This is a genomic window from Nocardia sp. NPDC004860 (assembly GCF_040609015.1).
Taxonomy (GTDB): Bacteria; Actinomycetota; Actinomycetes; order Mycobacteriales; family Mycobacteriaceae; genus Nocardia.
The window spans coordinates 42,912-69,298 of sequence record NZ_JBEXJI010000013.1 but is presented as its reverse complement, the minus strand read 5'-3'; the positions used below and the strand labels follow the sequence as shown (position 1 = coordinate 69,298).

The 26,387-nt window shown below is 66.7% G+C and carries 25 protein-coding genes and 1 pseudogene; 9 read left to right on the top strand and 17 right to left on the bottom strand.

The window, feature by feature from the left end; genetic code table 11:
• Positions 1–20: 20 nt before the first annotated feature.
• From ABZV44_RS23445 to ABZV44_RS23400, 10 genes are all read right to left on the bottom strand, one after another.
• On the bottom strand, positions 21–1,247 hold the full coding sequence (locus ABZV44_RS23445; RefSeq protein ID WP_354839919.1) for a ketosynthase chain-length factor: 1,227 nt from the start codon (positions 1,245–1,247) through the stop codon (positions 21–23).
• Positions 1,244–2,518, bottom strand: a complete 1,275-nt coding sequence (locus ABZV44_RS23440; protein ID WP_354839917.1) for a beta-ketoacyl-[acyl-carrier-protein] synthase family protein — start codon at positions 2,516–2,518, stop codon at positions 1,244–1,246. Before ABZV44_RS23440 ends, ABZV44_RS23445 begins: the two co-directional genes overlap by 4 nt.
• Positions 2,515–2,841 (bottom strand): TcmI family type II polyketide cyclase, encoded by a 327-nt coding sequence (locus ABZV44_RS23435; protein ID WP_354839914.1) that lies wholly within the window; start codon positions 2,839–2,841, stop codon positions 2,515–2,517. Before ABZV44_RS23435 ends, ABZV44_RS23440 begins: the two co-directional genes overlap by 4 nt.
• A 19-nt stretch (positions 2,842–2,860) precedes the next feature.
• Positions 2,861–4,345 (bottom strand): FAD-dependent monooxygenase, encoded by a 1,485-nt coding sequence (locus ABZV44_RS23430; protein ID WP_354839911.1) that lies wholly within the window; start codon positions 4,343–4,345, stop codon positions 2,861–2,863.
• Complete coding sequence (locus tag ABZV44_RS23425; protein ID WP_354839909.1) at positions 4,342–6,096, bottom strand: biotin carboxylase N-terminal domain-containing protein; 1,755 nt, start codon at positions 6,094–6,096, stop codon at positions 4,342–4,344. Before ABZV44_RS23425 ends, ABZV44_RS23430 begins: the two co-directional genes overlap by 4 nt.
• A gap of 29 nt (positions 6,097–6,125) precedes the next feature.
• The gene (locus ABZV44_RS23420; RefSeq protein ID WP_354839906.1) at positions 6,126–7,304 is read right to left on the bottom strand and encodes an acyl-CoA dehydrogenase family protein; all 1,179 of its coding nucleotides are present in this window, start codon (positions 7,302–7,304) and stop codon (positions 6,126–6,128) included.
• A 195-nt stretch (positions 7,305–7,499) separates the two neighbouring features.
• The gene (locus tag ABZV44_RS23415; RefSeq protein ID WP_354839903.1) at positions 7,500–8,750 is read right to left on the bottom strand and encodes an MFS transporter; all 1,251 of its coding nucleotides are present in this window, start codon (positions 8,748–8,750) and stop codon (positions 7,500–7,502) included.
• Entirely contained in the window at positions 8,741–9,823 is a 1,083-nt protein-coding gene (locus tag ABZV44_RS23410; protein WP_354839901.1) for a LuxR C-terminal-related transcriptional regulator, read from the bottom strand. Before ABZV44_RS23410 ends, ABZV44_RS23415 begins: the two co-directional genes overlap by 10 nt.
• A 515-nt stretch (positions 9,824–10,338) precedes the next feature.
• The gene (locus tag ABZV44_RS23405; RefSeq protein ID WP_354839898.1) at positions 10,339–11,166 is read right to left on the bottom strand and encodes an SDR family NAD(P)-dependent oxidoreductase; all 828 of its coding nucleotides are present in this window, start codon (positions 11,164–11,166) and stop codon (positions 10,339–10,341) included.
• Positions 11,167–12,609: a DHA2 family efflux MFS transporter permease subunit gene (locus ABZV44_RS23400; protein ID WP_354839895.1), complete on the bottom strand. Its 1,443-nt coding sequence runs from the start codon at positions 12,607–12,609 to the stop codon at positions 11,167–11,169.
• A 162-nt stretch (positions 12,610–12,771) separates the two neighbouring features.
• Here ABZV44_RS23400 and ABZV44_RS23395 point away from each other — a divergent pair, with 162 nt between their 5' ends.
• Positions 12,772–13,641 (top strand): NAD(P)H-binding protein, encoded by an 870-nt coding sequence (locus tag ABZV44_RS23395; RefSeq protein WP_354839892.1) that lies wholly within the window; start codon positions 12,772–12,774, stop codon positions 13,639–13,641.
• Between the two features lie 80 nt (positions 13,642–13,721).
• Here ABZV44_RS23395 and ABZV44_RS23390 read toward each other — a convergent pair whose 3' ends face one another.
• Positions 13,722–14,090, bottom strand: a complete 369-nt coding sequence (locus tag ABZV44_RS23390) for an antibiotic biosynthesis monooxygenase family protein (protein WP_354839889.1) — start codon at positions 14,088–14,090, stop codon at positions 13,722–13,724.
• Between the two features lie 174 nt (positions 14,091–14,264).
• Between ABZV44_RS23390 and ABZV44_RS23385 the strand changes: the two genes are divergently transcribed.
• The 5 genes from ABZV44_RS23385 (at position 14,265) to ABZV44_RS23365 (ending at position 17,430) form a co-directional block, all read left to right on the top strand.
• Positions 14,265–14,921: a TetR/AcrR family transcriptional regulator gene (locus ABZV44_RS23385; RefSeq protein ID WP_354839886.1), complete on the top strand. Its 657-nt coding sequence runs from the start codon at positions 14,265–14,267 to the stop codon at positions 14,919–14,921.
• A gap of 45 nt (positions 14,922–14,966) precedes the next feature.
• A complete protein-coding gene (locus ABZV44_RS23380; protein WP_354839883.1) occupies positions 14,967–15,449 on the top strand; it encodes a nuclear transport factor 2 family protein in 483 nt (160 codons plus the stop codon).
• A 123-nt stretch (positions 15,450–15,572) separates the two neighbouring features.
• Entirely contained in the window at positions 15,573–16,064 is a 492-nt protein-coding gene (locus tag ABZV44_RS23375; protein WP_354839880.1) for a nuclear transport factor 2 family protein, read from the top strand.
• A 30-nt stretch (positions 16,065–16,094) separates the two neighbouring features.
• Positions 16,095–16,520, top strand: a complete 426-nt coding sequence (locus tag ABZV44_RS23370) for a hypothetical protein (RefSeq protein WP_354839878.1) — start codon at positions 16,095–16,097, stop codon at positions 16,518–16,520.
• 22 nt (positions 16,521–16,542) lie between these two features.
• A complete protein-coding gene (locus ABZV44_RS23365) occupies positions 16,543–17,430 on the top strand; it encodes a TIGR03621 family F420-dependent LLM class oxidoreductase (RefSeq protein WP_354839875.1) in 888 nt (295 codons plus the stop codon).
• 17 nt (positions 17,431–17,447) lie between these two features.
• On the opposite strand, the gene ABZV44_RS23360 is transcribed toward ABZV44_RS23365, so the two are convergent.
• Positions 17,448–18,623 (bottom strand): TIGR03618 family F420-dependent PPOX class oxidoreductase, encoded by a 1,176-nt coding sequence (locus ABZV44_RS23360; RefSeq protein WP_354839872.1) that lies wholly within the window; start codon positions 18,621–18,623, stop codon positions 17,448–17,450.
• Between the two features lie 53 nt (positions 18,624–18,676).
• On the opposite strand from ABZV44_RS23360, the gene ABZV44_RS23355 reads away from it, so the two are divergent.
• The 3 genes and pseudogenes from ABZV44_RS23355 to ABZV44_RS23345 all read left to right on the top strand — a co-directional run.
• Positions 18,677–19,459: a hypothetical protein gene (locus ABZV44_RS23355; RefSeq protein WP_354839869.1), complete on the top strand. Its 783-nt coding sequence runs from the start codon at positions 18,677–18,679 to the stop codon at positions 19,457–19,459.
• Positions 19,460–19,704: 245 nt separating this feature from the next.
• Positions 19,705–20,466, top strand: coding sequence for a transposase (locus ABZV44_RS23350; RefSeq protein WP_354839866.1), 762 nt, complete (start codon positions 19,705–19,707; stop codon positions 20,464–20,466).
• 214 nt (positions 20,467–20,680) lie between these two features.
• Positions 20,681–21,095: pseudogene (locus tag ABZV44_RS23345) on the top strand (transposase); the annotation flags it as partial.
• Positions 21,096–21,381: 286 nt separating this feature from the next.
• Here the strand turns inward: ABZV44_RS23345 and ABZV44_RS23340 are convergent.
• The 5 genes from ABZV44_RS23340 to ABZV44_RS23320 form a co-directional block, all read right to left on the bottom strand.
• Positions 21,382–22,398 (bottom strand): hypothetical protein, encoded by a 1,017-nt coding sequence (locus tag ABZV44_RS23340; RefSeq protein WP_354839863.1) that lies wholly within the window; start codon positions 22,396–22,398, stop codon positions 21,382–21,384.
• Between the two features lie 38 nt (positions 22,399–22,436).
• Entirely contained in the window at positions 22,437–23,609 is a 1,173-nt protein-coding gene (locus tag ABZV44_RS23335) for an ATP-binding protein (RefSeq protein WP_354839860.1), read from the bottom strand.
• Complete coding sequence (locus ABZV44_RS23330) at positions 23,591–24,268, bottom strand: response regulator transcription factor (protein ID WP_354839857.1); 678 nt, start codon at positions 24,266–24,268, stop codon at positions 23,591–23,593. Before ABZV44_RS23330 ends, ABZV44_RS23335 begins: the two co-directional genes overlap by 19 nt.
• Before the next feature lie 262 nt (positions 24,269–24,530).
• The gene (locus ABZV44_RS23325; RefSeq protein ID WP_354839855.1) at positions 24,531–24,866 is read right to left on the bottom strand and encodes a hypothetical protein; all 336 of its coding nucleotides are present in this window, start codon (positions 24,864–24,866) and stop codon (positions 24,531–24,533) included.
• A 219-nt stretch (positions 24,867–25,085) separates the two neighbouring features.
• Positions 25,086–26,327 carry an acyl-CoA desaturase gene (locus ABZV44_RS23320; RefSeq protein ID WP_354839852.1) on the bottom strand — a complete coding sequence of 414 codons (1,242 nt, stop codon included), beginning with the start codon at positions 26,325–26,327 and terminating at the stop codon, positions 25,086–25,088.
• Between the last annotated feature and the right edge of the window lie 60 nt (positions 26,328–26,387).

Sequence of the window (26,387 nt, the reverse complement as noted above, 5' to 3'; positions counted from 1 at the left end):
CTGCCTTTCGGTGTTTCGCTTCAGTGGTCTCGGATCGATTCGGGCCCGCGCACGACCAGGGCGGAATTGAAACCGCCCGCGCCGCGGGCGATGATCATCGCGGTGCGCACCGTCGCCGGTCGGGCCGTGGTGACCAGGTCCAGCCCGTAGTCCGCAACCGGCGCGGTGCCGATCGTGGGCGGGATGACGCCGTCGCGGACGCTCAGCAGCGCGGCGGCCACATCCAGGGGGGCCGCACCCGAATACAGCCGTCCCGTCATGGTTTTGGGCGCGGTCACCGGGACCGCGCGCGCCCCGAACACCGCGCCGATGGCCTCGGCCTCGATGCGATCGAGTTCGGGGATACCGGCCGCGTCGGCGAACACCACGTCGATATCGCCGGGCTCGTTGCCGGCGTCGAGCAGCGCCAATTCGATGGCCCGCCGCAAGCCGGGCGGGCAGCCGCTGTCGGGTCGCGGGTCGAGAGTCGCCGCGTGCCCGGCGATTTCGCCGTAGATCCGGGGCGCACCGCGCTCGGCGGCGTGCCGGGCATCCTCGAGCACCAGCAGCGCGCCGCCCTCACCGGGGACGTAGCCGCTGGCCTCGGCGTCGAAGGGCAGGTAGGCCCGGCCCGGATCGGTGACCGTGCTCAGGCCGCCGCCCGCGAGCTGGGCCACCCATCCCCACGGGCACACCGAGGCGTCGATCGCGCCTGAGATCACCAGGCTGGTGCCCTTGCGAATCTGCCTGCGCGCCTGCGCGACCGCATCCAGGCCACCGGCCTGATCACTGACAACCACACTGGTCGGGCCGCGCAGTCCGTGGCGGATGGAGATCTGACCGCTGTTCACCGCGTAGAACCACGCGAACGACTGGTAGGCGCTGACATATTCGCCGCCCTTGCTCCACAGCGCCCGCAATTCGTTCTGCCCGAACTCGAAACCGCCCGAATGGCTCGCGGTGATCACGCCCGCGGAATACTCCGCCAGCTCCGCGGGCCGCACCCCGGCATCGGCCAGCGCCCAGTCCGCACCGACCAACGCGATGCGGGTCATGCGGTCGGTCTGCGGCAGCAGTCTGCTCGGCAGGTGGTCCTCCGCGACGAACCCGGTGATCTCCCCGGCCAGCTGGGCCGGGTACGACGTCGGATCGAACCGGCTGATCCGGCCGATGCCGGGCGTACCCGACAGCGTTGCGCTCCAATACTTCTCCAGCCCGAGACCGGTGGGCGCGGCCACCCCGAGCCCGGTCACCACGGTCGCGGTCATCGCTCCGCCCGGTGGGGATCGGCCAGCACGACTGCGCTCTGGAAGCCACCGAATCCGCTGCCCACCGACAACACGACGTCGACCTCGTGGTCGCGCGCGGTCACCGGCACGTAGTCCAGATCGCATTCGGGGTCCGGGTTGTGCAGGTTGGCCGTCGGCGGCACCACATTGTTCACCAGCGCCAGCACCGAGGCCGCGATCTCGATCGACCCGATCGCGCCGAGCGAGTGCCCGACCATCGACTTGATCGAGCTGACCGGTGTGCGATACGCGTGGTCCCCGAGGCTGCGCTTGAAGGCCGCGGTCTCGTGCCGGTCGTTCTGTTTGGTTCCCGAGCCGTGCGCGTTGATGTAGTCGATCTCGTCGCCGTTGATCCGCGCCTCGGCCAGCGCGACCCGGATGGCCTCGGCCATCTCCTTGCCGTCGGGCCGCAACCCGGTCATGTGGAAGGCATTGGAACGCGTGGCGTGCCCGGCGAATTCGGCGTAGAGGGTGGCGCCGCGCCGGCGTGCGCTCTCGAGCTCCTCGAGGACGAACACCGCCGCGCCCTCGCCGAGCACGAACCCGTTGCGGCTGGCGTCGAAGGGGCGCGACGCGTGCTCGGGATCGTCGTTGCGCGGCGTGGTCGCCTTGATCGCGTCGAAGCAGGCCACGGTGATCGGGCTGATCGGCGCATCGGTAGCGCCCGCCACCATGATGTCGGCGCTGCCCTCGCGGATCACCTCGGCCGCATAGCCGACCGCGTCCAGTCCCGAGGTGCATCCGGTGGACACCACCGTCGTCGGCCCCTGCGCGCCCACCGCCCACGCCACCTCGGCGGCGAACGAACTGGGGACGAAGTAGTTGTACAGGTGCGGCACCACATAGCGGTGATCCACCAATTCCAGTCGGCCGCCGTCACTGACCGTCCGGTACTCCTGATCCAGGCCCATGGTCGCCCCGACCGCGCTGCCGATGGTGACACCGGTGCGATAGGGGTCCATGGCGTCGAATTCCAGTCCGCTGTCGGCGATCGCCTCCCGGGCGGTGACGACCGCCAGCTGCGCGGCCCGGTCCATGCGGCGGATCTCCTGGGGGCTGAGCCCGTGCAGTTCGGCATCGAAGTCGATCTCGGCCGCGACCTGGGAACGGAACGCCGACGCGTCGAACATGGAGATCCGCCGGGTCGCGGTGCGGCCGTTGGAGATCAGGTCCCAGAAGTTCTTGGTGCCCACTCCCCCGGGCGCGGTGACCCCGATGCCGGTGATCACCACGCGCCGCCCGGCGCTCACTGCGCACTCCAGGTGTAGAAGCGACGCGCCATGGCGTCGGCGGGCGAGCGCCAGGTCTGCGGATCATAGGCGTCGATGAACGGCTCGAGATCCTCGCTGATCTTCACGAAGCGCGGATCGGCCTTGGCGTCCTCGATGCGTGCGCCGCCGTTGTCGGAATCGAAGTCCTGCAGATGGAAATACAGGCCGTGGTAGTGGAAGAGTTGCCGGCGGCGGGTGCCCATCAGATGCGGCATCTCGGTGGTGTCGAACTCGCCGAACAATCCGGCGACGTCCCCGGCCAGCGCGGGCTCCATGCGAGCCACGATGAGGGTGCTGAACATGGTTGTTCTCCTTTGGATTTCATCGAGCGGACCCGAACCAGCGGGTCAGGGCCATCGGCAGGTCGTGATCGCTGCCCGGGGCGGCCCAGGCGATATGGCCGTCGGGTCGCAGCAGGACGGCGGTGGTGCCGGCCAGCGGATCGGTGGCGTCGAACGGCGGCGGTGTCGCGGTGACGACGTCGACGCGGTCGAGCCAGTCCGACGCGCGGTGGCGGAGTGCGGGATTGTCGGCCAGATCCAGCAGCACGCCCCGGCCGGAACGCAGCAGCTCGGCACTGTCGACCGCGTGCCGGTTGCGTGACAACGGAATTCGCGGCAGTCGGGCACCCAGCAGCGGATGCGAACCACTGCCCACGTCGTAGCGGATGTCGAGCCCGCTGACCCGGGCGGCCAGCTGGCGCTCGACCTCCGGATACGCGAGCAGTTCCGCCACGACGTCCCGCAGGGGCGAGACCTCCTCACCACCCAGAATGAACAGACTCTGGGCCCGGGTGTTGGCGAGCAGTCGGCGGCCGACCTCGTGCCGCTCGGAGTGATAGGTGTCCAGCAGCTCGGGTGGAGCCGAACCACGCAGTACCGCAGCCAGTTTCCAGCCCAGATTGACCGCGTCCTGAATGCTGGTGTTCATGCCCTGCCCACCGGCGGGCAGGTGGACGTGCGCGGCATCCCCGGCCAGCAGCACCCGGCCGCGCCGATACTGCGTCACCAGGCGGGCGGCGTCGCCGAAGACGCTGACCCACACCGGTTCCGCGTGGGAGATGTCGATGCCGGTCAGGCGTTTCCAGATATCGGCGACCTCCCCGAAGGCCGGCGGCGCGCTCCGGTGCTGCGGCGGCACGCCACGTTCGTTGACGATGATGCGGTGCACGCCGTTCGGCATGCGCGCCGACATGACCATCCCGCCCGGCACCTGTTCGCCGATCATCCGCGGCGGCAGCTCGACACCGCGGATGTCGGCCAGGTACAGCTCGGTGGTGGCCGCCGTGCCCGGGAAGTCGAACCCCGCGGTCTTGCGCACCGCACTGCGCCCGCCGTCGCAGCCGATCACGTATTCCGCTGTCAGCGAAGGCCGTTCGCTCACATGAACGGTGACGTGATCGTCGCCGGCCTCGAGTCCGGCGAACTCGTGACCCCGGCGGATATCCGCACCCAGCCCCCGTGCCCAGGACTCGAGCACGGTTTCGGTCACCGACTGCGGCACCGTCCGCGCGGCCTCGATCGGGGCTCCCAGCACGCCCATGTCCAGCGGGATGCCGCCGAAGTGCCCGGCCGAGCTGGTCTCGAGCGGACCGAAGCGGGACAGCAGCCCGCGCTGGTCGAGCACCTCCATGGTCCGCAGGGTCAGCCCGATGCCCCGGGATTCCCCGCTGCGTTCGGAAAGCCGTTCCAGCACAATCACATCCACACCGACCAGGCGCAGTTCACCGGCCAGCATGAGCCCGGCCGGGCCGGCTCCGACGATCACGACCGAAGCGTCCATCTCCGCCTCCCGAATCGCGTTCATGCGGCGCTGCTCTCGGTGTCGTCGAGGCGGCACACGGGGGCACCGGCCCCGATCGTCGCGCCGATCCCGGCCGCCAGGTCGCGCACCACACCCGCCCGGTGGGCGGTGAGCGGCTGCTCCATCTTCATGGCCTCGATGACCACGATCAGATCCCCGGTCTCAACCCTTTCGCCCTCCGCGACAGCGACTTTCACGATCGTCCCCTGCATGGGTGAGACCAGTTCGGCCGCCGATGCCGCGCGCACGGGCCGGTGGGCGGCACGGGCCGGTCGGCGTACCGGCGTCGGCCGTCCGGCCGGGCCGATGGTCGTGGGCAGCGAGACTTCCAATCGCCGACCGCTGATCTCGACCACGACGGTCTCGCGCTCGGTGGTCTCGGGTTCGGCGGCGCCGACGGTCTGTGGTTCGAGGTCGTTGACGAATTCGGTTTCGATCCACCGGGTGTGCACGGCGAAGGGCTCGTCGGTGAAGGCCGGATCGGCGACCACCGCACGATGGAACGACAGGGTCGTCGGTATGCCCGTGATCTCGAACTCGGCCAGCGCGCGAGCGGCCCGCCGCAGCGCCTGTGCGCGGGTAGCGCCGGTGACAATGAGCTTGGCCAGCATCGAATCCCAGGCCGGGCCGATCACGGTGCCCGACTCGACGCCGCTGTCGAGCCGGACCCCGGGACCCGTCGGCGGCGCGAAGCTCGTCACGACACCGGGCGAGGGCAGGAAGTTCCGGCCGGGATCCTCGCCGTTGATCCGGAACTCCAGGCAGTGAGCGCGCGGGCTCGGATCGTGGTAGCCCAGCGGCTCGCCGCGCGCGATCCGGAACATCTCCCGCACCAGGTCGATACCGGTCACCTCCTCGGTCACCGGGTGCTCGACCTGCAGGCGAGTGTTGACCTCGAGAAAGGAGATGACGCCGTCGCGGCCGATGAGGAACTCGCAGGTGCCCGCGCCCACATATCCGGCGCGCCCCAGGATCGCCTTGGAGGCGCGGTGGAGTTCGGCGCGCTGCGCCGGGGTCAGGAAGGGCGCGGGCGCCTCCTCGACCAGTTTCTGATGCCGGCGCTGCAGCGAGCAGTCGCGCGTCGAGACGACCACGACATCGCCGAATACATCTGCCAGACATTGGGTTTCGACATGACGCGGCCGGTCGAGATAACGCTCGACGAAACACTCACCGCGACCGAACGCCGACACCGCCTCGCGCACGGCCGAATCGAACAGCTCGGGGATCTCCGCCCGCGTGCGGGCGACCTTCAGGCCGCGGCCGCCGCCTCCGAAGGCCGCCTTGATGGCGATGGGCAGGCCGTGCTCGTCGGCGAACCGCACCGCCTCCGCGGCACTGTCCACCGGATCCGGGGTGCCCGGCACCTGCGGCGCGCCCACCTGCTGCGCGATGCGCCGGGCGGCGACCTTGTCGCCGAGTTCGCGAATGGCCGCGGGCGGCGGGCCGATCCACACCAGTCCGGCGTCGACCACCGCCTGCGCGAAATCGGCGTTCTCCGAAAGGAATCCGTACCCGGGATGGACGGCGTCCGCGCCCGAGTCCGCGGCCGCCCGCAGGATCTTCTCGGCGAGGAGATAACTCGTCGCGGGTGTGTCCCCGCCCAGCGCGTACGCCTCGTCGGCCAGCCGCACGTGCGGGGCATCGCGATCAGGGTCGGCGTAGACCGCCACGCTGGTCAGCCCCTCGTCCCGGCAGGCCCGGGCGATCCGCACCGCGATCTCGCCCCGATTGGCAATCAGTACTTTTCGCATCGCTGAATTCCCCTGTAGTCCAACAACTGTCACAGGTAGACGGTGTTGGGTTCCAAACCCGCCAGGGTTCTGCCATACAGCTCGATGTTCACGCCGGGCGTGATCATCCCGTGCAGCGAGATGGCGTGGATGTCGCGCTGCAGCCGCGTGATCGGCACCTCGCGCTGGATCGAGGAGCCGCCGCTGGCCTGCGCCAGGATCTCGACGGCCTGCTTGGCCTGCTTGGCGATCCACCCGATCTGCACCCGGGACACGACCCGCTCGTGCTGGGACCATTGCTCCCCGGCCGCGGCCTTGGCATCGACCAGGTCGGCGAAACGCTGTGCGCGCGACTCCACATCCTCGATGAGCAGGGCGGCCTCGCCCACCTGCAGGTGGGTCACCGGGGCATCGCGCTGACTGGCGTAGTCGGTGTAGATGATGGGGCGGCCCGGCAGTCGCTCGAGAAAACCGGACAGGGCCGCGCGGGCGGCGCCGACGATCTGGCCGGTCTGCATGGCCGCCATCGAGACCAGCACCGGCGTCGCGAAACCGGGCTTGGAGGCATTGCGGGCCGAGAGGATGCGGCCCTGGTAGAAGTCCTGGCCGGTAATCACACGGTGATCGGGGACGAAGACGTCCTCGGCCACCGTGGTCACGCTGCCCGAGCCCTCCAGCCCGTTGGTGTACCAGTCGTCGACGATCTCCAGATCGGCGATCGGCACCAGGGCGAAGATCGGCACCGGCTCCGCGTCGGGCTCGGCGGGCATCGCCGCCGAGATCTTCCACTGTGCGTGCAGCACACCGCTGTTGAAGCCCCACCGGCCGTTGAGCAGGTAGCCGCCGTCCACCCGCCGCGCGGTGCCGCTCGCCGCGGTGGTGCCGGTGACCCGCACGTGGGGCGTGGCGAAGAGCTCGTCCAGCGCCTCATCCGGCCACAGCGCGGTCATCCAGGTGATCGAGGCGTAGATGGACATGCAGAACGCCGCGGAGGTGTTGCCGCGGGCGATCTCGGCGAGCACATCCACGAAGGCGCGAATGCTCGACTCGTAACCGCCGTACTGTGTCGGTGCCTGCATCCGCAGCAGATCCGACTCCTCGATCGCCGCGATGACATCCTCGGGCAGCCGGCGGTTCTCGTCGATCCATCGTCCCCGCGAGCGCAGCAGCGGCACCAGTTTGGCGGCGCGCTCGACGAGATCCGCACGGGTCGGGGTACTGACAGACATGATCGATTCCTCTCGCGGACAGCGTTCGGCCCGGATCCACCGCAGGGAACAGCCCTGGCCACGATGCCGGGCAGGCCGTTTAAGAAGTTCGAATTCGCTTCGGCTGCAACAGTGTTCGCCAAGCAACTAAACCTTGGCACGGTGTCGTAGCGCCGATCAAGGCGAATCGGCAACCCTGTGGTCGGCCCGTAGGGTTTACACCCGCGACCACGGGTGCGGCCGCAGTTTTCCGTGACCGGCCACAGTGCCCAGGGCCGACACCACGGCCGCGAGACCACCGGCGCAGATCACCGGCCGCAGACCGATCCGATGCGCGAGCACGCCGACCGCGAGCGCGGCCAGGGGCGTGATGCCCTGAATGATCATGGTGTAGACCGCGATGACCCGCCCCCGGAACTCCGGGCGACTGCTCAGCTGCAGGTGATGGTTGGTGGATTGCAGGAACGCGGTCATCGCGATGCCACATGTGAACAGCAGCAGCAGCGCCGCGGGCAGCACGGTCGTCCATCCGAGCACCACTTCCGCGCCGCCCAGGACGGCCGCGAAACCCGCGGCGGCGCGGAAGGACGGGCGGTGACGTCCCCCGATGAACAGCGCGGCGAACAGCGATCCACCCGCCATCGACGCCGTGATGAATCCGAATTCCGTTGGTGTCGCGTGGAATTCAGTGCGTGCCAGCAGCGGGGCGGTCACCCGGAGATTGATTGCGAAGAAACCGACCGCGGCGAGCAGAATCACCGAACGGATCATGTCCGAGTTGTCGATAATGTGCCGGAAACCTTGTGCCACTGTCGATTCCCGCCGGGCGCGGGTGATCGGCACCAACTCCCCCGGACGCATCGCCCACAGCCCGGCGACGGTGGCCAGATAGCTCGCGGAATTCACCGCCAGCGCCGACCCCGTCCCGAATGCTCCGATCATCACACCGGCCGCCGCCGGTCCGAGCAACTGCGCGACGCTGAAGTACATCGCGCTCAATGACGATGCGTCCCGGAACGTCTCGTCGCCGACGATTTCGGTGATGAATGCCATGCGGGTCGGCGTCTCGATCGCGTTGACCACGCCGATGCCGCCCGCCAGCACGTACAACTGCCACAACTCCACCCGGCCGGCGACCACCAGCCCCGCCTGGATCGAGGTCAAGACCGCGGCGATCGTATTCGCGGCGAGGAGGATATTCCGCTTCGGCATTCGGTCGGCGATCACCCCGGCGACCATGGGCAGGAACACCGCGGGCGAGAATTGGCAAACAGTCAGCATTGCCAGTGCGAACGCCGAATTGTGCGTCGTGTCGAGCACGAGCCAATCCTGCGCGGCAACCATCATCCAGGTGCCGGTCACCGACGCGATCTGGCCGGCGACGAACAGGCGGAAATTGCGGTTGGTCAGAACAGCGAATCTAGCGCCCGGCCGCCGGATGAGACGTCTGACGGAGATTACGCACATTCCCTGGGATTCAGCCTGCCGCGCAGCTCACGCCGACCGGTGATATCCAGTTTCCGGTAGACATTGGACAGATGGAATTCGACCGTTCGCACGGTGAGAAACATCGTCTCGGCGATGGCCTTGTTGCTGTGGCCTTCCAATGCCAGCTGCGCGACCTTGCGTTCCTGTTTCGTCAGACGGGCCGTATCCTGCTTGCCGTCGATGGTCGGCAATACCGATTCGACCCGATTCAACCAGGCTTTGTTCTTCGCACCGACGGCGATATCCGAGACGGTCCGCAAGACGTCCCGAGAGCGGCTCAGGTCGTCGCGTTCGGCGTAGAGCACGCCGAGATCGCACAGCGCCGGGATCAGTTCGTAGCGGGTATTCGCCAATTCCAGTAGTTCGATCGATCGCTCCAGCACGGTGATCGACCGGCTGTCGCGGCGGGCCATGCCGAGGGCGTGCAGCGCCGCACCCACCGTGCCCGGCGCACCCCATTGCCGCGCCGCGGCGAGTTCGTCCTCGGCCAGGGCCAGCGCCAGATCGGAGCGCCCGATGACGGAGGCGGCCAGCGAGGCGCGCGAACGCCACGGCACGACAGCGGGATTGACCACATTGAGCGAGGTGAGGATCCGCCCGCACTCGAGGTACGCCTCGACGCAGCGCTCCATGTCACCCTCCGCCCAGTGCAGCGCACCGCGCGCCGCGGCCAGATGCCCCACGTCGGGCAACTCCTCCACCGACCCGAGCCGCCCGCCCAGCAGCAGCTGATGGGCATGCCCGGTCTCGCCGAGCTGGGCCAGCGCCTCCAGCAGCCAGGCCATCGCGAGACCGCGACGGTGCACCGAAACCCCTTCCGCCAGTAGCGAAGTGAGTTCCTCGACGGCCGCGCAGGCCCGTCCGGTCAGGATGTCCACCCTGGCCCGGCCCAGGATCACCGCCTCGAATACGCCCCGGGGCAGCTCGCGACCGGGGCGGCGCAGAATCTGCTCGCAGTAGACCGCGACATCGACGAGCCGGTCGGCGTGGATCAGGGCCGACAATGCCAGCCAGATACCGTCGCCGGCCGGGTCGTGAATGTCGGAGTTCAAAACCCGCTCGGCCTGTTGAATTACCAGCGGCCGATCCACGCCGCAATACGCGAATAACACCGCCTGCAATCCGCCGCACACCGTATCGGCATCACTGATACGGTGTCGCACCTCGCGTGCATCCATTCCGGATACGTAGCGGACGGTAGTGGGTAGTCTGGAATCACGTCGCTCACACCAAACGGCATCGGTACCGCAGCGTGTTCGGCCCTCATCGTCCCGGACACTTCGCTCCGGGCGCAACAAACGTAGCGCCCTGCCGTTGCGCTGTTGATCGACCACAATCCACCCCGTGGTGTTCTTCTCAAATCAAATGCTAAATTCGATTCAAAGTTGATGAATCATAGAATGCGGCCGCTCTGCCGCGCCGTTGACAATCTCCCTCCAGTTTGACCCGAACCTCCATGAATTGCGACTCGGCCCGGCGTGACGTGAACCACAATTCGGCCTGGAGAAAAGTTAAATATGCATTTCTCAGATCCATATTCTTGCTCGATCTCCGGCGGCGGTGTATTTTATCGGGCCGACTCTCGGTGCGACGCCAAGAATTTGCTGGTCAGTTCGTTCAAGCGGGCGGCGGCATTCGAGTCGAACCCGCGACCACGAATCGGGATCCGCCGGCCTTCGACGAACGCGCTCAAGGGCTCCGCGGGCGGGGCGTCGATCAGGTCCACGATCGGCTTCGCCGCGGCCGGAATCGGTTTGCCGAACCGGCGCATGTTCTCCACCATCAGCGCCGTCGCCGGGTCGTACTCCCCGGTCTGACCAGTCGCGGTGACGCCGGGGTGCACCAGCACATAGCGAGTCTTGCCACCCGGGTACTGCGCAGCGAACGAGACACCGAGCAGGTCGTTGAGCTTGCCGCCCTGCCCCAGGGCTGCGCCGCCGCTGTAGTACCGCTCGAACTGGATGTCGTTCCACTGCACGGCCGACAGATCCGCTCCGGGTCCGGCCACGTTCATGATGACCGGATTGCCGCTGCGCTCCAACGCCTCCCGCAGCTCGTGACCGAACAGGTAACGGCTCAGGTAGAAGTGCGCGAAGGTGGATTCGATGCCCTCGGGCGTCTCGTAGCGCGCGGACCGATAGAACCGCGCGCACAGCACCAGCGCGTCGAGGACCGGATACGAGTTCCGCAACTCCTCGATCAGCGCCCGATTGTCCGACAGCAGATCCAGATCCGCGCGCAGGAACCTCACGTTCGATCCCGCCGCCGCGGCGAACCTCTCGCCCTTCTCCGGATGCCGGCCGATCACGACGACTCGGTCGCCGCGCCCGGCATAGACGCCGGCGAGGTACCGGCCGATGCCGTCGGTGCCGCCGGTGATCACGATGGTCTTCATTCACGCCTCCTGCGGGACGGCGGTCGGCTGCGCGGCCGACGCGTCCATCGACGGTGCGGCGGCGGGCTTGCCGGGTAGGAACAGGGTGGCCAGGGTGCCGATCGCCAGGAAGCCGGAGATCCAGTAGTAGGCGTGATGGAAGCCCGCCAGCGGCGTCGCCGCCGTCTGAATCAGCAAGGCCACCACCGCGATTCCGGCGGAGCCGCCGAGCTGGTTGAGCATGTACAGCACCGAGCTGCCCTGCGGAACCTGCTCGGGCGGCAGGGTCCGGTACAGCGCACCCTGGATGGGCGCACCGGTCGCGCCCATTCCGACGCCGATGAAGAACCCCGCCACCACCACCCACACCTCATGGGTGTGGCTGCCCAGCAGGCTGAAGCCCACCGCGCTGAGCAAGGTCACCACGCTGCCCGCGAAAGCCAGTTCCCGCGAACCCAATCGGTCCGAGAAGCGGCCGGCGAAGGGCATGGTCACCGCCGCGCCGACGCCCAGCGGCGCCAGCAGCAACCCGGCCTGGAACACGTCGTGACCGCGCACGGCCTGCAGGTACAGCGGAATGGCGAAGAGGCTGGCGAAGGTCGCCACGCCGACGAAGGCGCCGACGATGACGCTGGCGCTGAAGCTGCGCCGGGTGAACAGCCGCAGGTCGATCAGCGGCGGGTTCTCGCGCTGCCGGAGCGCGTGCGCACCGTAGGCGATCAACAGCACCACGCCCGCGAGGAGTGGCAGCAGTACCTGCCAGGCCGCGAAGGTGCGCCGTTCGGCCGCCTGGGTCAGCGCGAGCACGGCGATGGCCGCGCCGGGCCCGATCAGCACCACGCCGAGCAGGTCCAGCCGCGCCCGAATCCCCTGCGGCGCGGCCAGATCCGCGGGCAGGATGCGCAGCGACAGCACCACCGCGAGCAGGACGATCGGTACGCTCACCAGGAACATCCACCGCCAATCCCATTGGCGGAGAATGAGTCCGCCGACGATGGGGCCGAACACCGGACCGCTGGACCCGACGATGCCCATGATGCCCATGACCCGGCCCGCCCGGCCGGGTCCGGCCGCCAGGGCCAGCAGCATGAGCATGAGCGGGTCGACGATCCCCGCGCCGATCCCCTGCACGATACGGAAGGCGATCAGCGTTCCGGCCTCCGGCGCGAGCCCCGAACCGAGCGATCCGATCAGGAACAGCCCCAACCCGATCAGCCAGAGCTTGCGCCCGCCGATGCGGGTCACCGCCCACGAGGTCACCGGGATGGTCACCGTGAGGGCCAGCAGGTAGCCGGTGGACACCCAGCCGACCGTGCTGAGCGAGGTCTTCAGCGCGTGTGACAGCGTCTCGGTGGCCACCGCCACCATGGAGCCGCTCAGAATGCCCATACCGCCGCCGAGCAGCAGCACGGCGATCAGGCGTCTGAGCGCCGGATCGAGCCGATCATCGAATGTCTGTGTCATGACTGGAATCTCCTGTCGAACAATCCCTTGATTGAACCCGCCGGTTCAATCTATCGTCCTGTTCCGTACAGAACAAGAGATACGAAAGCTTGAAACAGAAGGTTCACTTCAACCCCGATCTCGCCCCTATTGCCCTGTTCACCACCAAGATTGGAGATGGTCATGATCGTGGTCACCGGAGCGACCGGAAACATCGGACGCGCCCTCGTCCCGGCCCTGGCGGCGGCCGGCCACCGGGTCACCGCGACCTCGCGAGGCTGCGCGTCCGTCGACCTGCCGGCGGGTGTCACGCACTGCGCGGCCGACCTGGCCGACCTCGCAGCGCTGCGCACCGCATTCGACAATGCCGAGGCCTTGTTCCTGATGCTCAACGGTGAGCAGCTCTTCCACGGACCCGCACCCGACCGCGTGCTCGACACGATCGCGGACAGCGGGATCAACCGCGTCGTTATGCTCTCATCGCAGGCGGTCAGCGCCCGGCCGAGTTCGATCGGGCATCAGCGCATGCGGGACTTCGAGGCCGCGCTGCGGGATTCGATACTGGACTGGACGATACTGCGGCCGGGTGGATTCGCCTCCAATGCCCTGGCCTGGGCGCGGTCGGTGCGCGAAACCCGCACTGTCACAGCGCCGTTCGGTGATGTCGCGGTGCGCCAGATCGACCCGGTCGATATCGCCGAGGTCGCCGCGCACGTCCTGGTGGAGCCGGGCCATCGCCACGCGACCTACGTGCTCAACGGGCCCGAACTGATCACCCCGAGGCAGCAGACGGCCGCCATCGGCGACGCGCTGGGGGTGGACGTGCGATTCGTCGAACTCAGTGAGGCCGAGGCGCGCGACCGGCTGTCGGGACTGATGCCCGAGTTGCGGCCGGAGATCACACCCGCCGACGTCACCGACGAGGTGCTCGCCCTGCTGAGCGAACCGAATTCGGAGGAACTGGCCCCGAGCCCCGATGTCGAGCGCATCCTGGGCCGCACCCCGCGGCGCTTCCTCGACTGGGTGCGGCGCAATATCTCCGCGTTCGCCTGACGGCGTCGAAAGAAACCGCAGTCCAAGGTGATTCGCCCGGCGCCCGCTCGGGCACCGCGGCGAACCGCCGGACGACGACCTCAGGCCGGGCAGATGCCGGGGACTTCCTGTTTGACGAACACATGGGGTGAGGACTCCACGCTGTCGGGATAGGACTCGGTGGTCTTCTTGAACTCCGGGTCGGAGACCGCGGCCCGCAGATCCGCGGTGGATTCCCACACGGCGATATTGACGAATGTCGCGGACGGCCCGATACCGCGGTGCAGCTGCGTGGAGATGTAGCCCGGCCGGCCCTGCATGTACGCCGCGTGCACGCGCCACGCGGCCAGGAAGGCGGGAATGTCGCCGGGATCGACACCGAACCTGTTGACGATGACGACCGGACCGGCATCGAGGGCCAACTGGTCGAAGAAGGTGATGTGGGGATCCATAGGCGTCAGAGTGGTCACGGCAACTCCTGGGAAGTGGCGAATGCCGTTCGGACGGTGGACAACTCCAGGCGCGAACGGCACAATCTATACTCGCTGGTTCATTTTAGTGATCTGGCTGGACTAGTACAACCGGGTACATGAATCTGAACCAGAGGATCAAATTTTCGAGTACTGGTCGGATACACTGCGGAGGTGACAGCAACAACGACACCGGGCGGTCGGACAGCCGCGCGCGGACGCATCGACAAACGCCGGGCGATCCTGGAGGCGGCCTTCGTGGTGTTCGCCCGCCGGGGCTATGCGCAGGCGTGCGTGCAGGAGATCGCCGAGGAGGCCGGTGTCGCCAAGCCGACCATCTACAACCACCTCAACGACAAGGAGACCCTGTTCCGGCAAGCGCTGGCCGCGGTCGCCGACGAGGTGCTGGCCGAAAGCCTGTCCGTGGTCGACCGTTTGCGCAGTCCGGGCCCGGACCTGCGTGCCACCCTCGAAGATGTCGCCTACCGATTGATCCGTCTGTGCTGCACGGATCGCTCGCGGGCGCTGCGCTGGCTGACCTACGCCCAGATCGTCCAATTCCCCGATCTGATCGACATTGTCGTGAACCGCACCTCGGTGCAACTGGCCGACACCCTCGCCGATCGGATCGCGCGGCTGTCGCTGTCGGGCCACCTGCGGGCCGCCGACCCGGCGATCGCCGCCGAGCAGTTCCTCATGTTGATCACCGGCCCGATGGAGGGCCGTTCCCGCCTGGGCACCCGTAAGGTGCCCACCGCCGAGATGCGGGCGGTGGCGACAGTGGCGGTCGATACCTTCCTGTGCGCGTACGAGCCCCGGGAAGATCGGTGATCCGCTCGGCACCTTGATATCCCTCGGCACGACAAAGGATCGACCGTGACCGCAATACCCGACGACCTGCTCGCGACCATCGCCGCCGAGCGGGCGATCTTCCAGACGTTCTTTCGCTTCTTCCGGATCGCAGATTCGGGCGAATGCGAACGCTTCAACGAATGTTTCACACCCGACGCGGTGATCGAGTACCGGATCATGCCGGGCCCGGTCACCCGTTTCGAGGGGCGCGACGCGTTCACCGCGTACATGACCCAGGTTCCCGAGGACAAGCGCAGCCCGGTCGCGCATGTCATCGGTCAGACACACATCGACTGGACCGGCGGGCAGCCGCTGCTCACCGCGTATGCCACAGTGTGGCACTGGTCTTCGCCCGCCGCGTACTCCGATTACGACCGGCCGGCGGACTGGACCGTCATCGGCCTGATCCGGGATCGATTCGAGAAGTTCGACGGCGAATGGCTGATCTCGCACCGCGACGTCCGGCCCGTCTCCGGACGCACCGCCGCCGGAGCGGTCCCGCACTGAAACCTACGGGCGAACCGTAGGTTCTGCTCCGGGCTGTTGTGACCGGTTATCTACTCGTGCAAAGGTTTTCGAGAGCCGGGCAGCGACACCGGCGGCGCGAACGGATCGAAAGGCATCGCCGAAATGTCGGACAACCTGGATTTGATCGAGCAGGTGAAACGGCTCACCGAGCGCCTCGGAACCTTGGAGGACCAGCACTCACTGCGCACCCTGCGCCACCGGCTACCCCGCCGCATCAATGACGGCCAATGGCATCGCGTTGGCGAATTGTTCAGCGAGACAGCCTTTCTCGACTATGGCGAGCTGGGCCGCGCCGAGGGTCGACCGGCGATCGAACGGTACTTCGCGGCTCTTCCGGAGCTGATCGAGAACAGCGGTCCGGCGTCGGGGGCGCTGGTCAAGCAGTTCGTGCACGCGCACGACGTCCAGATCGAGGGCGATCGGGCGACCGGGGTGTCGTTCTTCGAGGAGAAGGTCGTCTTCGACACCGAAAGCACCATGGTCGCAGGCAAATTCGTCGACAGCTATGTCCGCGAGGGCGACCGCTGGCTGTTCTCGCGCATCGAACTCGAACTGTACTGGGCCATTCCCTACCCGCGTGGCTGGCAGCGCTGATTCCGCTTTCCACGCCGAGAAAGGCTCGTCATGTTGCAACAGAACACCACCAAGCGCATCGGCTACTGGCTGCTGCTCCTGCACCAGGGTTTCGACGCCGCCACCGGCGACGCCCTCCGTTCGGAGTTGCTCGGCCGCCGGGAATGGCAGGTCCTGCACGCGCTCCAGATCGGGGTGGGGTCCGTCCGCGAGATCGACGAGGCCTTCGCACCGTTCCTGGTCGCCGATCGCATTCCGTCGTATCGTTCGATCGTCGAGGGGTTCGCCGACCGCGGTTGGGTCACGGTCTCCGGCACCGCGGTGCTGCTCACCGCGGCGGGACACGCGGCGCACGAACGCGCGGAGTCGCTGGTGAACGCGCACGCGGACCATTCGTTGCGGGGCATCACCGAGGACGAATTCCGCACCGCGAACGCCGTACTCGCCAAGATCGCCGAGAATCTCGGTGTCGAATGAGCCGCCCCGCGAGGAGAAGACCATGGCCTCCGTCCACGACCGGCCGTTTCGTTTCGGGGTCTGCGTGTTCCTGCCGACCACGCGCGCGGAGTGGATGGCCAAGGCGCGCCGCGCCGAAGAGCTAGGGTATGACGTCATCTCGGTGTCGGATCATCTCGGGATGCCCGCACCGATACCGACGCTGCTGCTCGCCGCGGAGGCGACCCGGCGCATCCGGATCGGCACCCTGGTGCTCAACACCTCGCTCTACAACCCTACGGTGCTGGCGCGCGACATCGCCACGGTGGACCGCTATTCCGGTGGGCGGGTCGAACTCGGGCTCGGCGCGGGCTACGATCGCGCGCAGTTCGATGCGGCCGGACTGCCCTGGATCGACGCCGCCGAGCGGGTATCACAGCTGGAGCGCACCATCGCCGAGTTCCGCAGGCCGCGAACCGAACTCGACCGATATGCGCGATTCGAACAACCGTCGGGGCCGCCGATCCTCGTCGCCGGGCGCGGGGATCGCGTGCTGCGCCTGGCGGCGCGGTACGCCGATATCATCGCCTTCACCGGCACGACCCGGGTCCGCGACGGCGACGGGTTGAAACTCGGTGACCCGACCGAGATTTCGAACCGTATCGCCGTGGTGCGCGAACTGCTCGGGGACCGGATCGACAGCGTGGAGCTCAGCATTCCCATTCACCGCGTCCTGCCGTCGGGAACGACCGGTGCGGTCACCGACGTCTGGCAGAACATCCTCGACCTCGGCGCGTCCGAACTCGCCGAGCTGCCGGCACTGCTGATCGGCACCGCCGAGGAATGCGCCGATGTGCTGCGCGAGCGCCGAAAGACCTTGGGGCTGTCCTACTACACCGTGCTGGAGCCCGAGATGGAGGCGTTCGCGCCGATCATCGCGGCGCTTCGATAGTTCGCGGGCCGACGCGCTCAGAGTCTTCCGACGATCCGTTCGGGTTTCACCCGGACGACGATCATCGGGATGTCGCCGTACATGACCGCGGCGTCCGGATTGTGTTCGAGGTAGGTCATGCCGGTGTACTTGAGCGCCAGTCGATCTCGCAGTGCGACACCTCCCTCGGCAGACAGGACGGCCTTGCCGTGGATCGCGGCATAGGTGTACGGCTTGCCGGGCGGATTGAGCAGCACGCCGACTCGGGGATCACGGCGCAGATTGCGCTCCTTGCGGCTGCCGGCGCCGATGGCGAACAGCACGTCGTCGCCGTCTCGCAGCACCCATACCACCGATTGCTGCGGGCTGCCGTCGGGCTGAATCGTTGCGACGGTGGCGAACACCCGCCCGTCGAGCACCTCGCGCAACCGCGCCGGCGAGATGCCGAGGGCGGCGGACTGCAAGCGTCCGAGCAGAGGGATCGTCTCGTCGTACAACCGCGCGGCGGCCTCGGCGTCGAACGCGGTTCCCCGGATGTCGATCCGGCTGCCCCCGACGATCGCGGTGAGCGGATCCGCGGGCGGTTGGGCCAGTGCCGCGAGAATCGGCCGGACGGTGTCGTCGACCGGATTCTCCGTGTGACGAACCAGGACGTATCGGGTCCGGCCCGATGTCGGCCGGCGCGCGAACTCGACGCCGAGCAGGTCGTTGAGCCGGGCGGTCTGGCTCAGCGCTGCCGTGCCGTCGTAGTCGCGCTCGTAACCCAGGTCGTCCCACCGGATCCGGTCGGTGCCGCTGCCCGCAGCCGCGACGTTCACGATGAGGGGTCGCTCCGCACCGTCGAGCAGGTCGGTCAGCTCGTAGCTCAGCAGGAATCGGCTCAGATAGCTCAGGGCGAAGGTGTATTCGAAGCCCTCCGCGGTGACCAGACGGTCCTGCCGATGGTGGCGTGCAGTCAGCACCAGCGCATCCAATGTGGAGAACCGTGCGCGCACGGCATCCATCGCCTCGCGGGTCGCGGCGACCGAACTCAGATCCGCCGCCACGAAATGCGCACGTTCGGCCGCGCCGAGTGCGGCCGCCTCCTCGAGAAATCCCTTGCCCTCGACCACATCCCGGCCGATCACCAGAACGGCGTCGCCCGCCGCCACACGCGCCAGCGCGACAGCCCGGCCGATACCGTCGGTCCCACCCGCGACAACCAGATTCCGCATACTCACAAGCGTAACCAGATGGTTCATTTATGTCATCTTGTTCGTCCATTTTCTTGAACTTCCTGGTTCAGTTGTGGATCGGCACAGGAGCCCTCCGGCACGCACTCGAACTGGTCTCGAACCCCTGTGAGCTCTACAGCGATGACAGCGCCGATGTCCGCCGCCTCCTCAATGAGACCTTCGACCAACGCTTCTTCATCGACGACCGCCCAGACGTGGTCGCACCCCACATCGCGGACGAGAAACAACCCCTCTTCGCAGACCTCCACCGCGCCGGCCGCGCGTGCCTGGGCATCTCATCCCAGAAAAAGCCGAAAGGGGCTTATCCCTACCCGCGAGCGAACGCTGGTCGGAATAAGCCCCTCATGGTGGACCTGGCTGGGCGTTATTCCAAACGGGCTGACCTGCAGAAACTCGAAACTGCCCGCGCCAAAATCGGCACCGGGCCCGCGTCTCCACTCCCCCGCCGACACAAGAAGCCTCTGGCGGACCGTCCTCGCGAGCCTCGCAGAATCGAGCGGCGCCTCGGCGCTGCGACGGTCGAGGAACTCCTTCACGCGTACCGCGATGGCACATCGACCATGCAACTCGCGGCGCGCTACGGAATCTCCAAGACCGCCGTCCTCAAACTGCTCACCAACCGCAACGTGCCCCGCCGATTCCAATCGATGACCACCACCGACATCGACCACGTCGAACGGCTCTACCTCGCCGGCCATTCACTCGTCAGCTGTAGCCGCCTCACCGGCTTCCCCGCCAGCACCATCCGCGACGCACTCCGCGAACGCGGCACCCCAATGCGGGCACCCGGCGGGCGCCACCGTGCACCGCGTTAGACCCCCACGAGTCGGCGTGTCGACACGCCGACTCGTAGATCAAATTTCCCGATCCAGCAAGCGATCGGCAACCAATTTCTCCGGCTCAACCGATACCTTCCCCATGCATGCCAACCACGATCGATTTCGCAGACAGCGCGACACACAGCCCCACAGCCGCCAGGGACTGCTGCACGATCAGGCGACAGCTGTCACCTAAGGGATGTCCCGTAAGTCGTTGAGCGGCAACGGGTATCGTCCCACCGGTGGTGATCTCGGCGACAGATCCGGTGACGGTGGAGTTGTTCTCTGGGCTGCGGCCACGCACGTTCGCTCGCCTGATCACCGGGTTGCGGCGCGAGGGCGCCGACCGGCCGTTACGGGGCCGACCTTGGGGGTTGTGTTTCGAAGGCCGGGTGTTGTTGGTGGCCACCTACTGGCGGACCAACCTGACGATGCGTCAACTCGCGGCAGTGTTCGGGGTCTCGAAGTCGGCCGCGGCCCGGGTGATCGACGACCTCGGACCGGCGTTGGCGCTGCGGCCTCGGGCCCGGTTCCCGCGTGGCGCGGTGTTGATCGTGGACGGAACCCTGGTCCCGACCCAGGATCACAAGGTCGCCGCCCAGAGTAAGAACTACCGGTACTCGACCAACCATCAGGTCGTGATCGACGCCGACACCGAACTCGTCGTCGCGCTCGGAAAACCGTTGCCGGGCAACCGCAACGACTGCCGCGCCTGGACCGAGTCCGGTGCCGCCCACGCCTGTCGCAACGCGATGGTGATCGCTGACGGCGGCTACCAGGGCACCGGTCTGATCATCCCGCACCGCCGGGTACCCGGTGTCGAGCTGCCGGAATGGAAACAGGCCCACAACAAATCCCACCGCAAGGTCCGTGCCCGTGTCGAACACGCCTTCGCCCGGATGAAGACCTGGAAGATCCTGCGCGACTGCCGCTTACGCGGTAACGGGGTGGGTGTCGCGATGGCAGGGGTGGCGACTCTGGCCAACCTCGCCCACGCCTACTGATTCCTGGCCGGTGGACCGGTCGCCGTCACCGACCCAGACTTACGGGACATCCCTTTAGCCATGCAGCAGTCCCTACCGTCGATTTCGGTGCATGAATGCATGCACTACTCGCTTCGTTCTGATTGGCACGTTGCCGCACGCCGACCCGAGTCCGGCGTTGAAGGTGACCAGGACGATGACATGAATCGGGACGCCGCGTACAGATGAGGTGTAGTGCAAACACCTCGCGAGATTTCCGAGGCCTCCTGGCATCGCTGGCAGTCCCAGTACGGCGGCATGAAATCCGGACGACGCCAAACGGCTCAAAGAGCTCGAACGCGAGAACGCGCGGTTGAAGAAGATGGTCGCCGAGCAGGCCCTCGACATCGACACGCTCAAGGAACTGAACCGGGGAAACTACTGAACCCGGACCGGCGCCGCAGAGCCGTTGTGGTTCTGCAGCAACGATTCCGGGTATCGCAACGTCGGGCCTGCCGGGTGGCCGGGCAGTCTCGGTCGAGATCGAACAGGCACTGCGTGCGCGACTGCGCGCGATCTCGCGTCAGCATCCGTGGTGGGGCTGGCGCAAGGCCTATGCGCTGTGCCGCGGCGAAGGACTGGTAACCAACCATAAACGGATACGGCGCCTCTAACATTCGCGCCGTCTGCACGCACGTCGTTACCCCTGCCTCGGTCGGGGGCGATGCGATTTCCCGGTCGACGAGTCTCCTCTGGCCGCCACGGATCTGTCCTGGATCCGCGTCGAATATGTCGCCGGACAACGACACTCGGCGAACCAGAATCGGCCGGATCACGGTGCCGCGGAGCTACCGGGTGCGTGGATGGCGTGAGTCTCGGTGCCGATGCCCGTGCACCGCTCAGGGTGCGGGCTCTCGTAGCCTATGCCGCTTCGCCCGCCTGTGCAGCCGTGGAGGATCATCCGTGCCGGGCTGAGCGCTCGTGCCGAGTGCCCTGCAAGTCGTATTCGACACTGCGCACCGAGTTTCCGTCCTGAATGACGACGGTTACCAGTCGATTTCGGTCGGGTGGGACTATCCGGATCGTTACGTGCCCCGATTGCGTGCTGTCGAGGTCACTGGCGACCGCGCTCAACACCCCGGTGCGCAGCGGTTCGGCGACCAGGTCCATGCCGTTGTCGTCGAAGAGCCGTAACGTGACACCGCGGCGCAACGCCGCAGCCACGGCGGGATTGATGCGCACATCGTCGAGTCCGGGCGCGCGGAATTGTGCGCGGAGCTGTTCCTCGGCGATTCGGCACTCGATCTTCTCGGTCTCGGTCAGCTGTTCGGCGTACGCGGCGCGCTCGAGCAGTGGGCGCGCGAGAGCTTCGAGTGCGGCGAGTTGGACCTCTGCGTCGGCGATTTGGAACTGGGCCTTGGCCGCGAGTTCGGCACGGCGCCGGCCTTCTTGCTGGAGTCGGTAGATCTGCCGCGCTGCGGGCCGGAACCACCGTGCGAAGAAGGTAGCCATCACCAGCGGGCAGTAGTTCACCACAGCCGGATTGACACCGTGGAGCGGGTCGGAGGCGGTGAGCATTCCCCAAATCGCGGCGCTACCCACCGTGCAGGTGATCAGCCCCCACGCCCACCAGGTCCTTCCCCGGACGCACAGGAAGGTCGCCGCCGGAACGAAGACCGAGATGACCCATACCTGGTTCGAGTAGTCGATGATCGGTGGCCACAACATGACCGCGCTCACGGTCAGGTAGGCGGCAGCGGCGATGAGGACGGTGGCCCACAGCGGCATGGGGTCCTCACCGACGAAGATGATGACGAAGCATGAGCTTACCGCCGCCACGACGGCCAGGATGAACAGCCACAGCGACGAGCCAGTCGCTGCCCGCGCCATCAGCGCCTCGGAAACGATCCCGGCCGAGAAGAACCCGGCGATGAGCAGCGCGAAGGGGTGGTGCAGACCGAGCAGCGATCGCACGTCCTCGGTACGGGTCGCCTCGTCGCCGAACCGCTGAACTACCCAGCCTCGCAGGTCAATTCGACGAGCGTGCCTTGTCCCGGGGTGGAGACTATCCGCGCCCCACCACCGGGGATCTGTGTCATCTGTGTCCGGATCCATTCCACGCCAATACGTTCGGAGGATTGTGTCGTATCGAAGCCGACGCCGTTGTCGGTGAATCTCACGGTCAGCGATGATGCCGAGAGGTGCACCGCGATGTGGCGTCTCGCCGAGGCGCCGGCATGGCGGATACTGTTTCTGACCGCCTCGGCGGTGCACATGCCCACGGTGGCGGCGACACTCGCGGGAAAGCTCTTGTGGCGCGCGCCCTCGGCGGCCTCGATGCTGATCTGTATGTCACGGTCGAGCTCGACGGCGACCGATCGAAGCTGTGCCATCAGCTGGTTCAGCGGCAGCGGTTCGATCCCGGGTTCGTGTGCGGCGGCCGACATCCGATCCAGGGTCGCGCGGGCGTGCTTGCGGGTGGCCTCGTTGAGGGGTCGGCGGGCCGCCATGGCGAGGCCGGCGATCACCCAGCCGTGCGAGAGATCGCCGAAGCGTGCCCGGTGCACGGCACGAAGCTCGGCCGTGGCCGCGGCCGCGGCCTGCCGGTAGACCGCATCGCGCGTGTGGTCGAGCACCCGTCCGGTCCGGATGATCATCATCGCCCCGGCGAGGTAGATCATGCAGAAGCTCGTCGCGTAAATCCACTCGCAGGGGAACGACGTTTGCGCGCTCACCTCGCGGAAGCGACCGATCCACTGAACGACGGTGACAGTGGCCAAGAGGTAGAGGACCGTCGCCCATGGGGGCCAGGCGACTACGGTGGCCAATGCGACCAAGCCCGGAAAGTAGACGAACCAGGGGATATTCGGCACCGGCTGCCCCGACCAGGCCAGGAACCAGGACCCGACCGTGACGGCATAGCCGAGCGTGCAGCCCGCCACGACGACGCGCACCGACCGTGCCGTCATCCGTAAGCTGGTGGCCGCCAACGCGATCCCGGGGCCGAAGGCCGTCGCGATTGCCAGCGGCGTCCACCATCCGGCGGTGTAGACCGCGTCGGGGCGATACCGGGGCAGCAGCAGTGTTAGATACGCCAGATACCCGAAGCCGACGAATCGGGCGATGAGCACCACGACCCGTTGCTCTGCGCTCGCGGGCCGTGCCGCTATTTCGTTCGTCGCCACGGCGGTGTAGGCAATGCCTGCTGTGCCTTCATATGCTCGGCGATGTCCCACTTGGTGGTCCCGAGGTTCATCGCGGCGTACTTGCTGCGGATCGACTTCAGATGGGTGTTCACCGTCTCTTGGGCGATGCCGAGCATGGCGGCGATGTCTCGCATCCGAAGCCCGGCGGCGTAGAGCGAGAGGACTTCCTTCTCCCGTTCGGAGAACTTCGGCCAGGCCTTCTCATCGGCGTCGATCGCGGCGGCCCAGTCGATCGAGCCCACCAGATCCCCGTCGATACCTTTGGCGATCGCCTCGACCACGACCTCCGCCGGCTCGTCCTTGCAGATCACCCCCAGCACGCCGGCTTGGGCTGCTGCTTGCACGAGGTCGCGGCTCTCACCGATGGTGTAGACCACGACGTTGTTGATGCCGGCCTCGCGCAGTGTATTGACGTTGTCCTTCGGCATGGACCCGTCGGGCAGTCCGTGAAGATCGAGTACCGCCAGCTCGAGATCGGTCGTGATCTCCAGCAGCTCGGGCACCGTCTTGGCGGCGGCGACGATCTGCAGTTCCGGGCGCACGGACAAGATCGCCCGTAGCCCCTCGACGAGAACAGGGTGGTCCTCGATGACTCCGATTCGACGGATCGAGGACCCGGCCGATTCGCTGGTTTCCATAACCTTCTCCGAATTACCGTCAGGGCAATGGCGGACGCCATCGCATTCAGGCGCAATTGGGCATACGTCGTCTCTGATCAATGACGGAGATCGTGCACGACCGGCGGCCGGAGTGCTCTGCCGCAACTGTTCAGACATTGCGATGGTGTACACGATATTCACTCGATCGGCGCGTGCCAAGATCCCCATTTTTCGGCACACCACATAATGAACCGGACAGTCTGCTGAAACGAATACGGCTCAACAGACTGTCCGGTACGATTCAGTGGGCGGCCGGTCCGCCGTCGCTTTTCGGCGACTCGGGTTCGGGCCGATTGGCGATCCAGCGCAGCAGCCGGAATGCACGCTCGCTCACACGCGCGCTGCCGAACAGTGCCGAGAGGAGGATGAGCGCGGCTAAGCCGCCCTCCCCCGCGGCGAGCGCCTCGCCCACACTGGCGTCAGCGAAGGCAATTCCGGCAGGTGTGGCAACTGCGCCGCCGACGACGGCCAGGGGGCGGACCGACATCGTCTGCCACAGCGACGGCGGGCGCGCGGTGACCTCGTCGGCGGTCTGACCGTAGTCGAGCGATGAGTCGCGGGGGTCGACCGTGGACATGCATCTCTCCATATCAGCGAGCTATCGGTGATAGTCCTTCCCAGGGAAGGAGCGGCTGATGTCGGCCGAGTGGGTTGTCCACTGCGGTGGCATTCATTCCGCTCACGCTGATCCTACGAATGCAATTACCTCCCACGCTATTCGTCAGTTTGTGGGTAACCGTTAATCGGTTCCTCATTTTCCGGGTGTCCCCACTTTTGGGTCATCCCCTATTTCCGGTCATCCTTGCACGGCGCGAACCTGTGCGATCGCCGTGGAAAGACCCCGCTTGCGGCCGCTCTCGCTGTCGATTGCCCGCCACTCGAACCCAGGACGCCACGGCGGCTTGGACACGCCGACGAACTTCTTTTCCGAGCTGGTCTCGGGCGCATCGTCGTCGGTGCGCCGCAGAAACATGTCTGGTAGTGACAATTTCAGTATTGTTCGAAACGACGTGAAGAACTGCTGTACGAGAGAACCTGTCGTATAGGGAAGGTCATACCGTGCGCAGACCGCTCGCACTCGGACCGAAATTTCCGGGTACCTGTTGCACGGCAAGTCCGGGAACAGGTGATGCTCGATCTGGTAGCCCAGACCGCCGCTGAGGAAAGTGAGAACCGGTCCGGAGTGGAAGTTGGCGGCTCCGAGGAGTTGCCGAAGATGCCATTGCGCGCGGCTTTCGTTCTGGAGCACATCGGGTTCGAACTTCTCGGCGCCGTCGGGAAAGTGTCCGCAGATGATGGTCACATACATCCAGAGGTTTCGAATCGTGTTGGCCGCCAGATTCGCGGTGACGGTGTATCGGAAGCTGCGCCCCGTCAGGGCAGGTATCAGCAGGTAGTCCTTCACGAGCTGGCGTGCAGCCTTGCGTAGGAGCATCCACGACGAGGCGCGCCGGCTGTCAGGGGTGGATCGGGGCAAGCGGCGAGAAACCGCGAAATGGTGTGCCGCAGCCCCGTACTCGAACAGGCAGGCGTAGACGATGTTCGTGATCGGCTGGAGCATATGTCTGGGATGCCATGGTGTATCCCGACTCATGCGGATCGCCTTCTGGCTCAAGTCGGCGTCGATCCCTCGAATGTTGGTGTACACATGGTGCGAATTGTTATGGGCCACGCGCCATTGCGATGAGGGGATGACGATGTCCCACTCCCAGGTCGTCGAGTGGATCTCCGGGTCGTTCATCCAGTCCCACTGGCCATGGCTGATGTTGTGGCCCAGCAAAGTGTTCTCGATGCTCTTCGCCGTGCCCAGCAACACGGCGCCGGCCACCCAGAACAACCGGTTCCGGCTTCCGATCAAACACACCCGCGCGACGACCTCAAGCCCACGATGAATCGCGATGGCGCGCCGGATGTAGGTGACATCGCGCTCGCCCAGATCGTCGGTGATCTCGCGACGTATCCGGTCAATCTCCGCGCCGAAGCATGCCAGTTCATCGTCGTTCAGGTGAGCGAATTCCTTGATGTCACGAACAGCCATCGGCGTCCCTTCACAGCGAGATTCCCGCCGGGATGAGCCCGAGGCGGGATGAGTGGCCTT

Bases quoted from the DNA above. Each gene is read 5' to 3' on its own strand.
- ABZV44_RS23445 (WP_354839919.1), bottom strand. From the start codon at position 1,247: ATGACCGCGACCGTGGTGACCGGGCTCGGGGTGGCCGCGCCCACCGGT.
- ABZV44_RS23435 (WP_354839914.1), bottom strand. From the start codon at position 2,841: ATGTTCAGCACCCTCATCGTGGCTCGCATGGAGCCCGCGCTGGCCGGG.
- ABZV44_RS23430 (WP_354839911.1), bottom strand. From the start codon at position 4,345: ATGAACGCGATTCGGGAGGCGGAGATGGACGCTTCGGTCGTGATCGTC.
- ABZV44_RS23425 (WP_354839909.1), bottom strand. From the start codon at position 6,096: ATGCGAAAAGTACTGATTGCCAATCGGGGCGAGATCGCGGTGCGGATC.
- ABZV44_RS23420 (WP_354839906.1), bottom strand. From the start codon at position 7,304: ATGTCTGTCAGTACCCCGACCCGTGCGGATCTCGTCGAGCGCGCCGCC.
- ABZV44_RS23415 (WP_354839903.1), bottom strand. From the start codon at position 8,750: ATGTGCGTAATCTCCGTCAGACGTCTCATCCGGCGGCCGGGCGCTAGA.
- ABZV44_RS23405 (WP_354839898.1), bottom strand. From the start codon at position 11,166: ATGAAGACCATCGTGATCACCGGCGGCACCGACGGCATCGGCCGGTAC.
- ABZV44_RS23400 (WP_354839895.1), bottom strand. From the start codon at position 12,609: ATGACACAGACATTCGATGATCGGCTCGATCCGGCGCTCAGACGCCTG.
- ABZV44_RS23395 (WP_354839892.1), top strand. From the start codon at position 12,772: ATGATCGTGGTCACCGGAGCGACCGGAAACATCGGACGCGCCCTCGTC.
- ABZV44_RS23375 (WP_354839880.1), top strand. From the start codon at position 15,573: ATGTCGGACAACCTGGATTTGATCGAGCAGGTGAAACGGCTCACCGAG.
- ABZV44_RS23370 (WP_354839878.1), top strand. From the start codon at position 16,095: ATGTTGCAACAGAACACCACCAAGCGCATCGGCTACTGGCTGCTGCTC.
- ABZV44_RS23365 (WP_354839875.1), top strand. From the start codon at position 16,543: ATGGCCTCCGTCCACGACCGGCCGTTTCGTTTCGGGGTCTGCGTGTTC.
- ABZV44_RS23360 (WP_354839872.1), bottom strand. From the start codon at position 18,623: ATGCGGAATCTGGTTGTCGCGGGTGGGACCGACGGTATCGGCCGGGCT.
- ABZV44_RS23330 (WP_354839857.1), bottom strand. From the start codon at position 24,268: ATGGAAACCAGCGAATCGGCCGGGTCCTCGATCCGTCGAATCGGAGTC.
- ABZV44_RS23325 (WP_354839855.1), bottom strand. From the start codon at position 24,866: ATGTCCACGGTCGACCCCCGCGACTCATCGCTCGACTACGGTCAGACC.
- ABZV44_RS23320 (WP_354839852.1), bottom strand. From the start codon at position 26,327: ATGGCTGTTCGTGACATCAAGGAATTCGCTCACCTGAACGACGATGAA.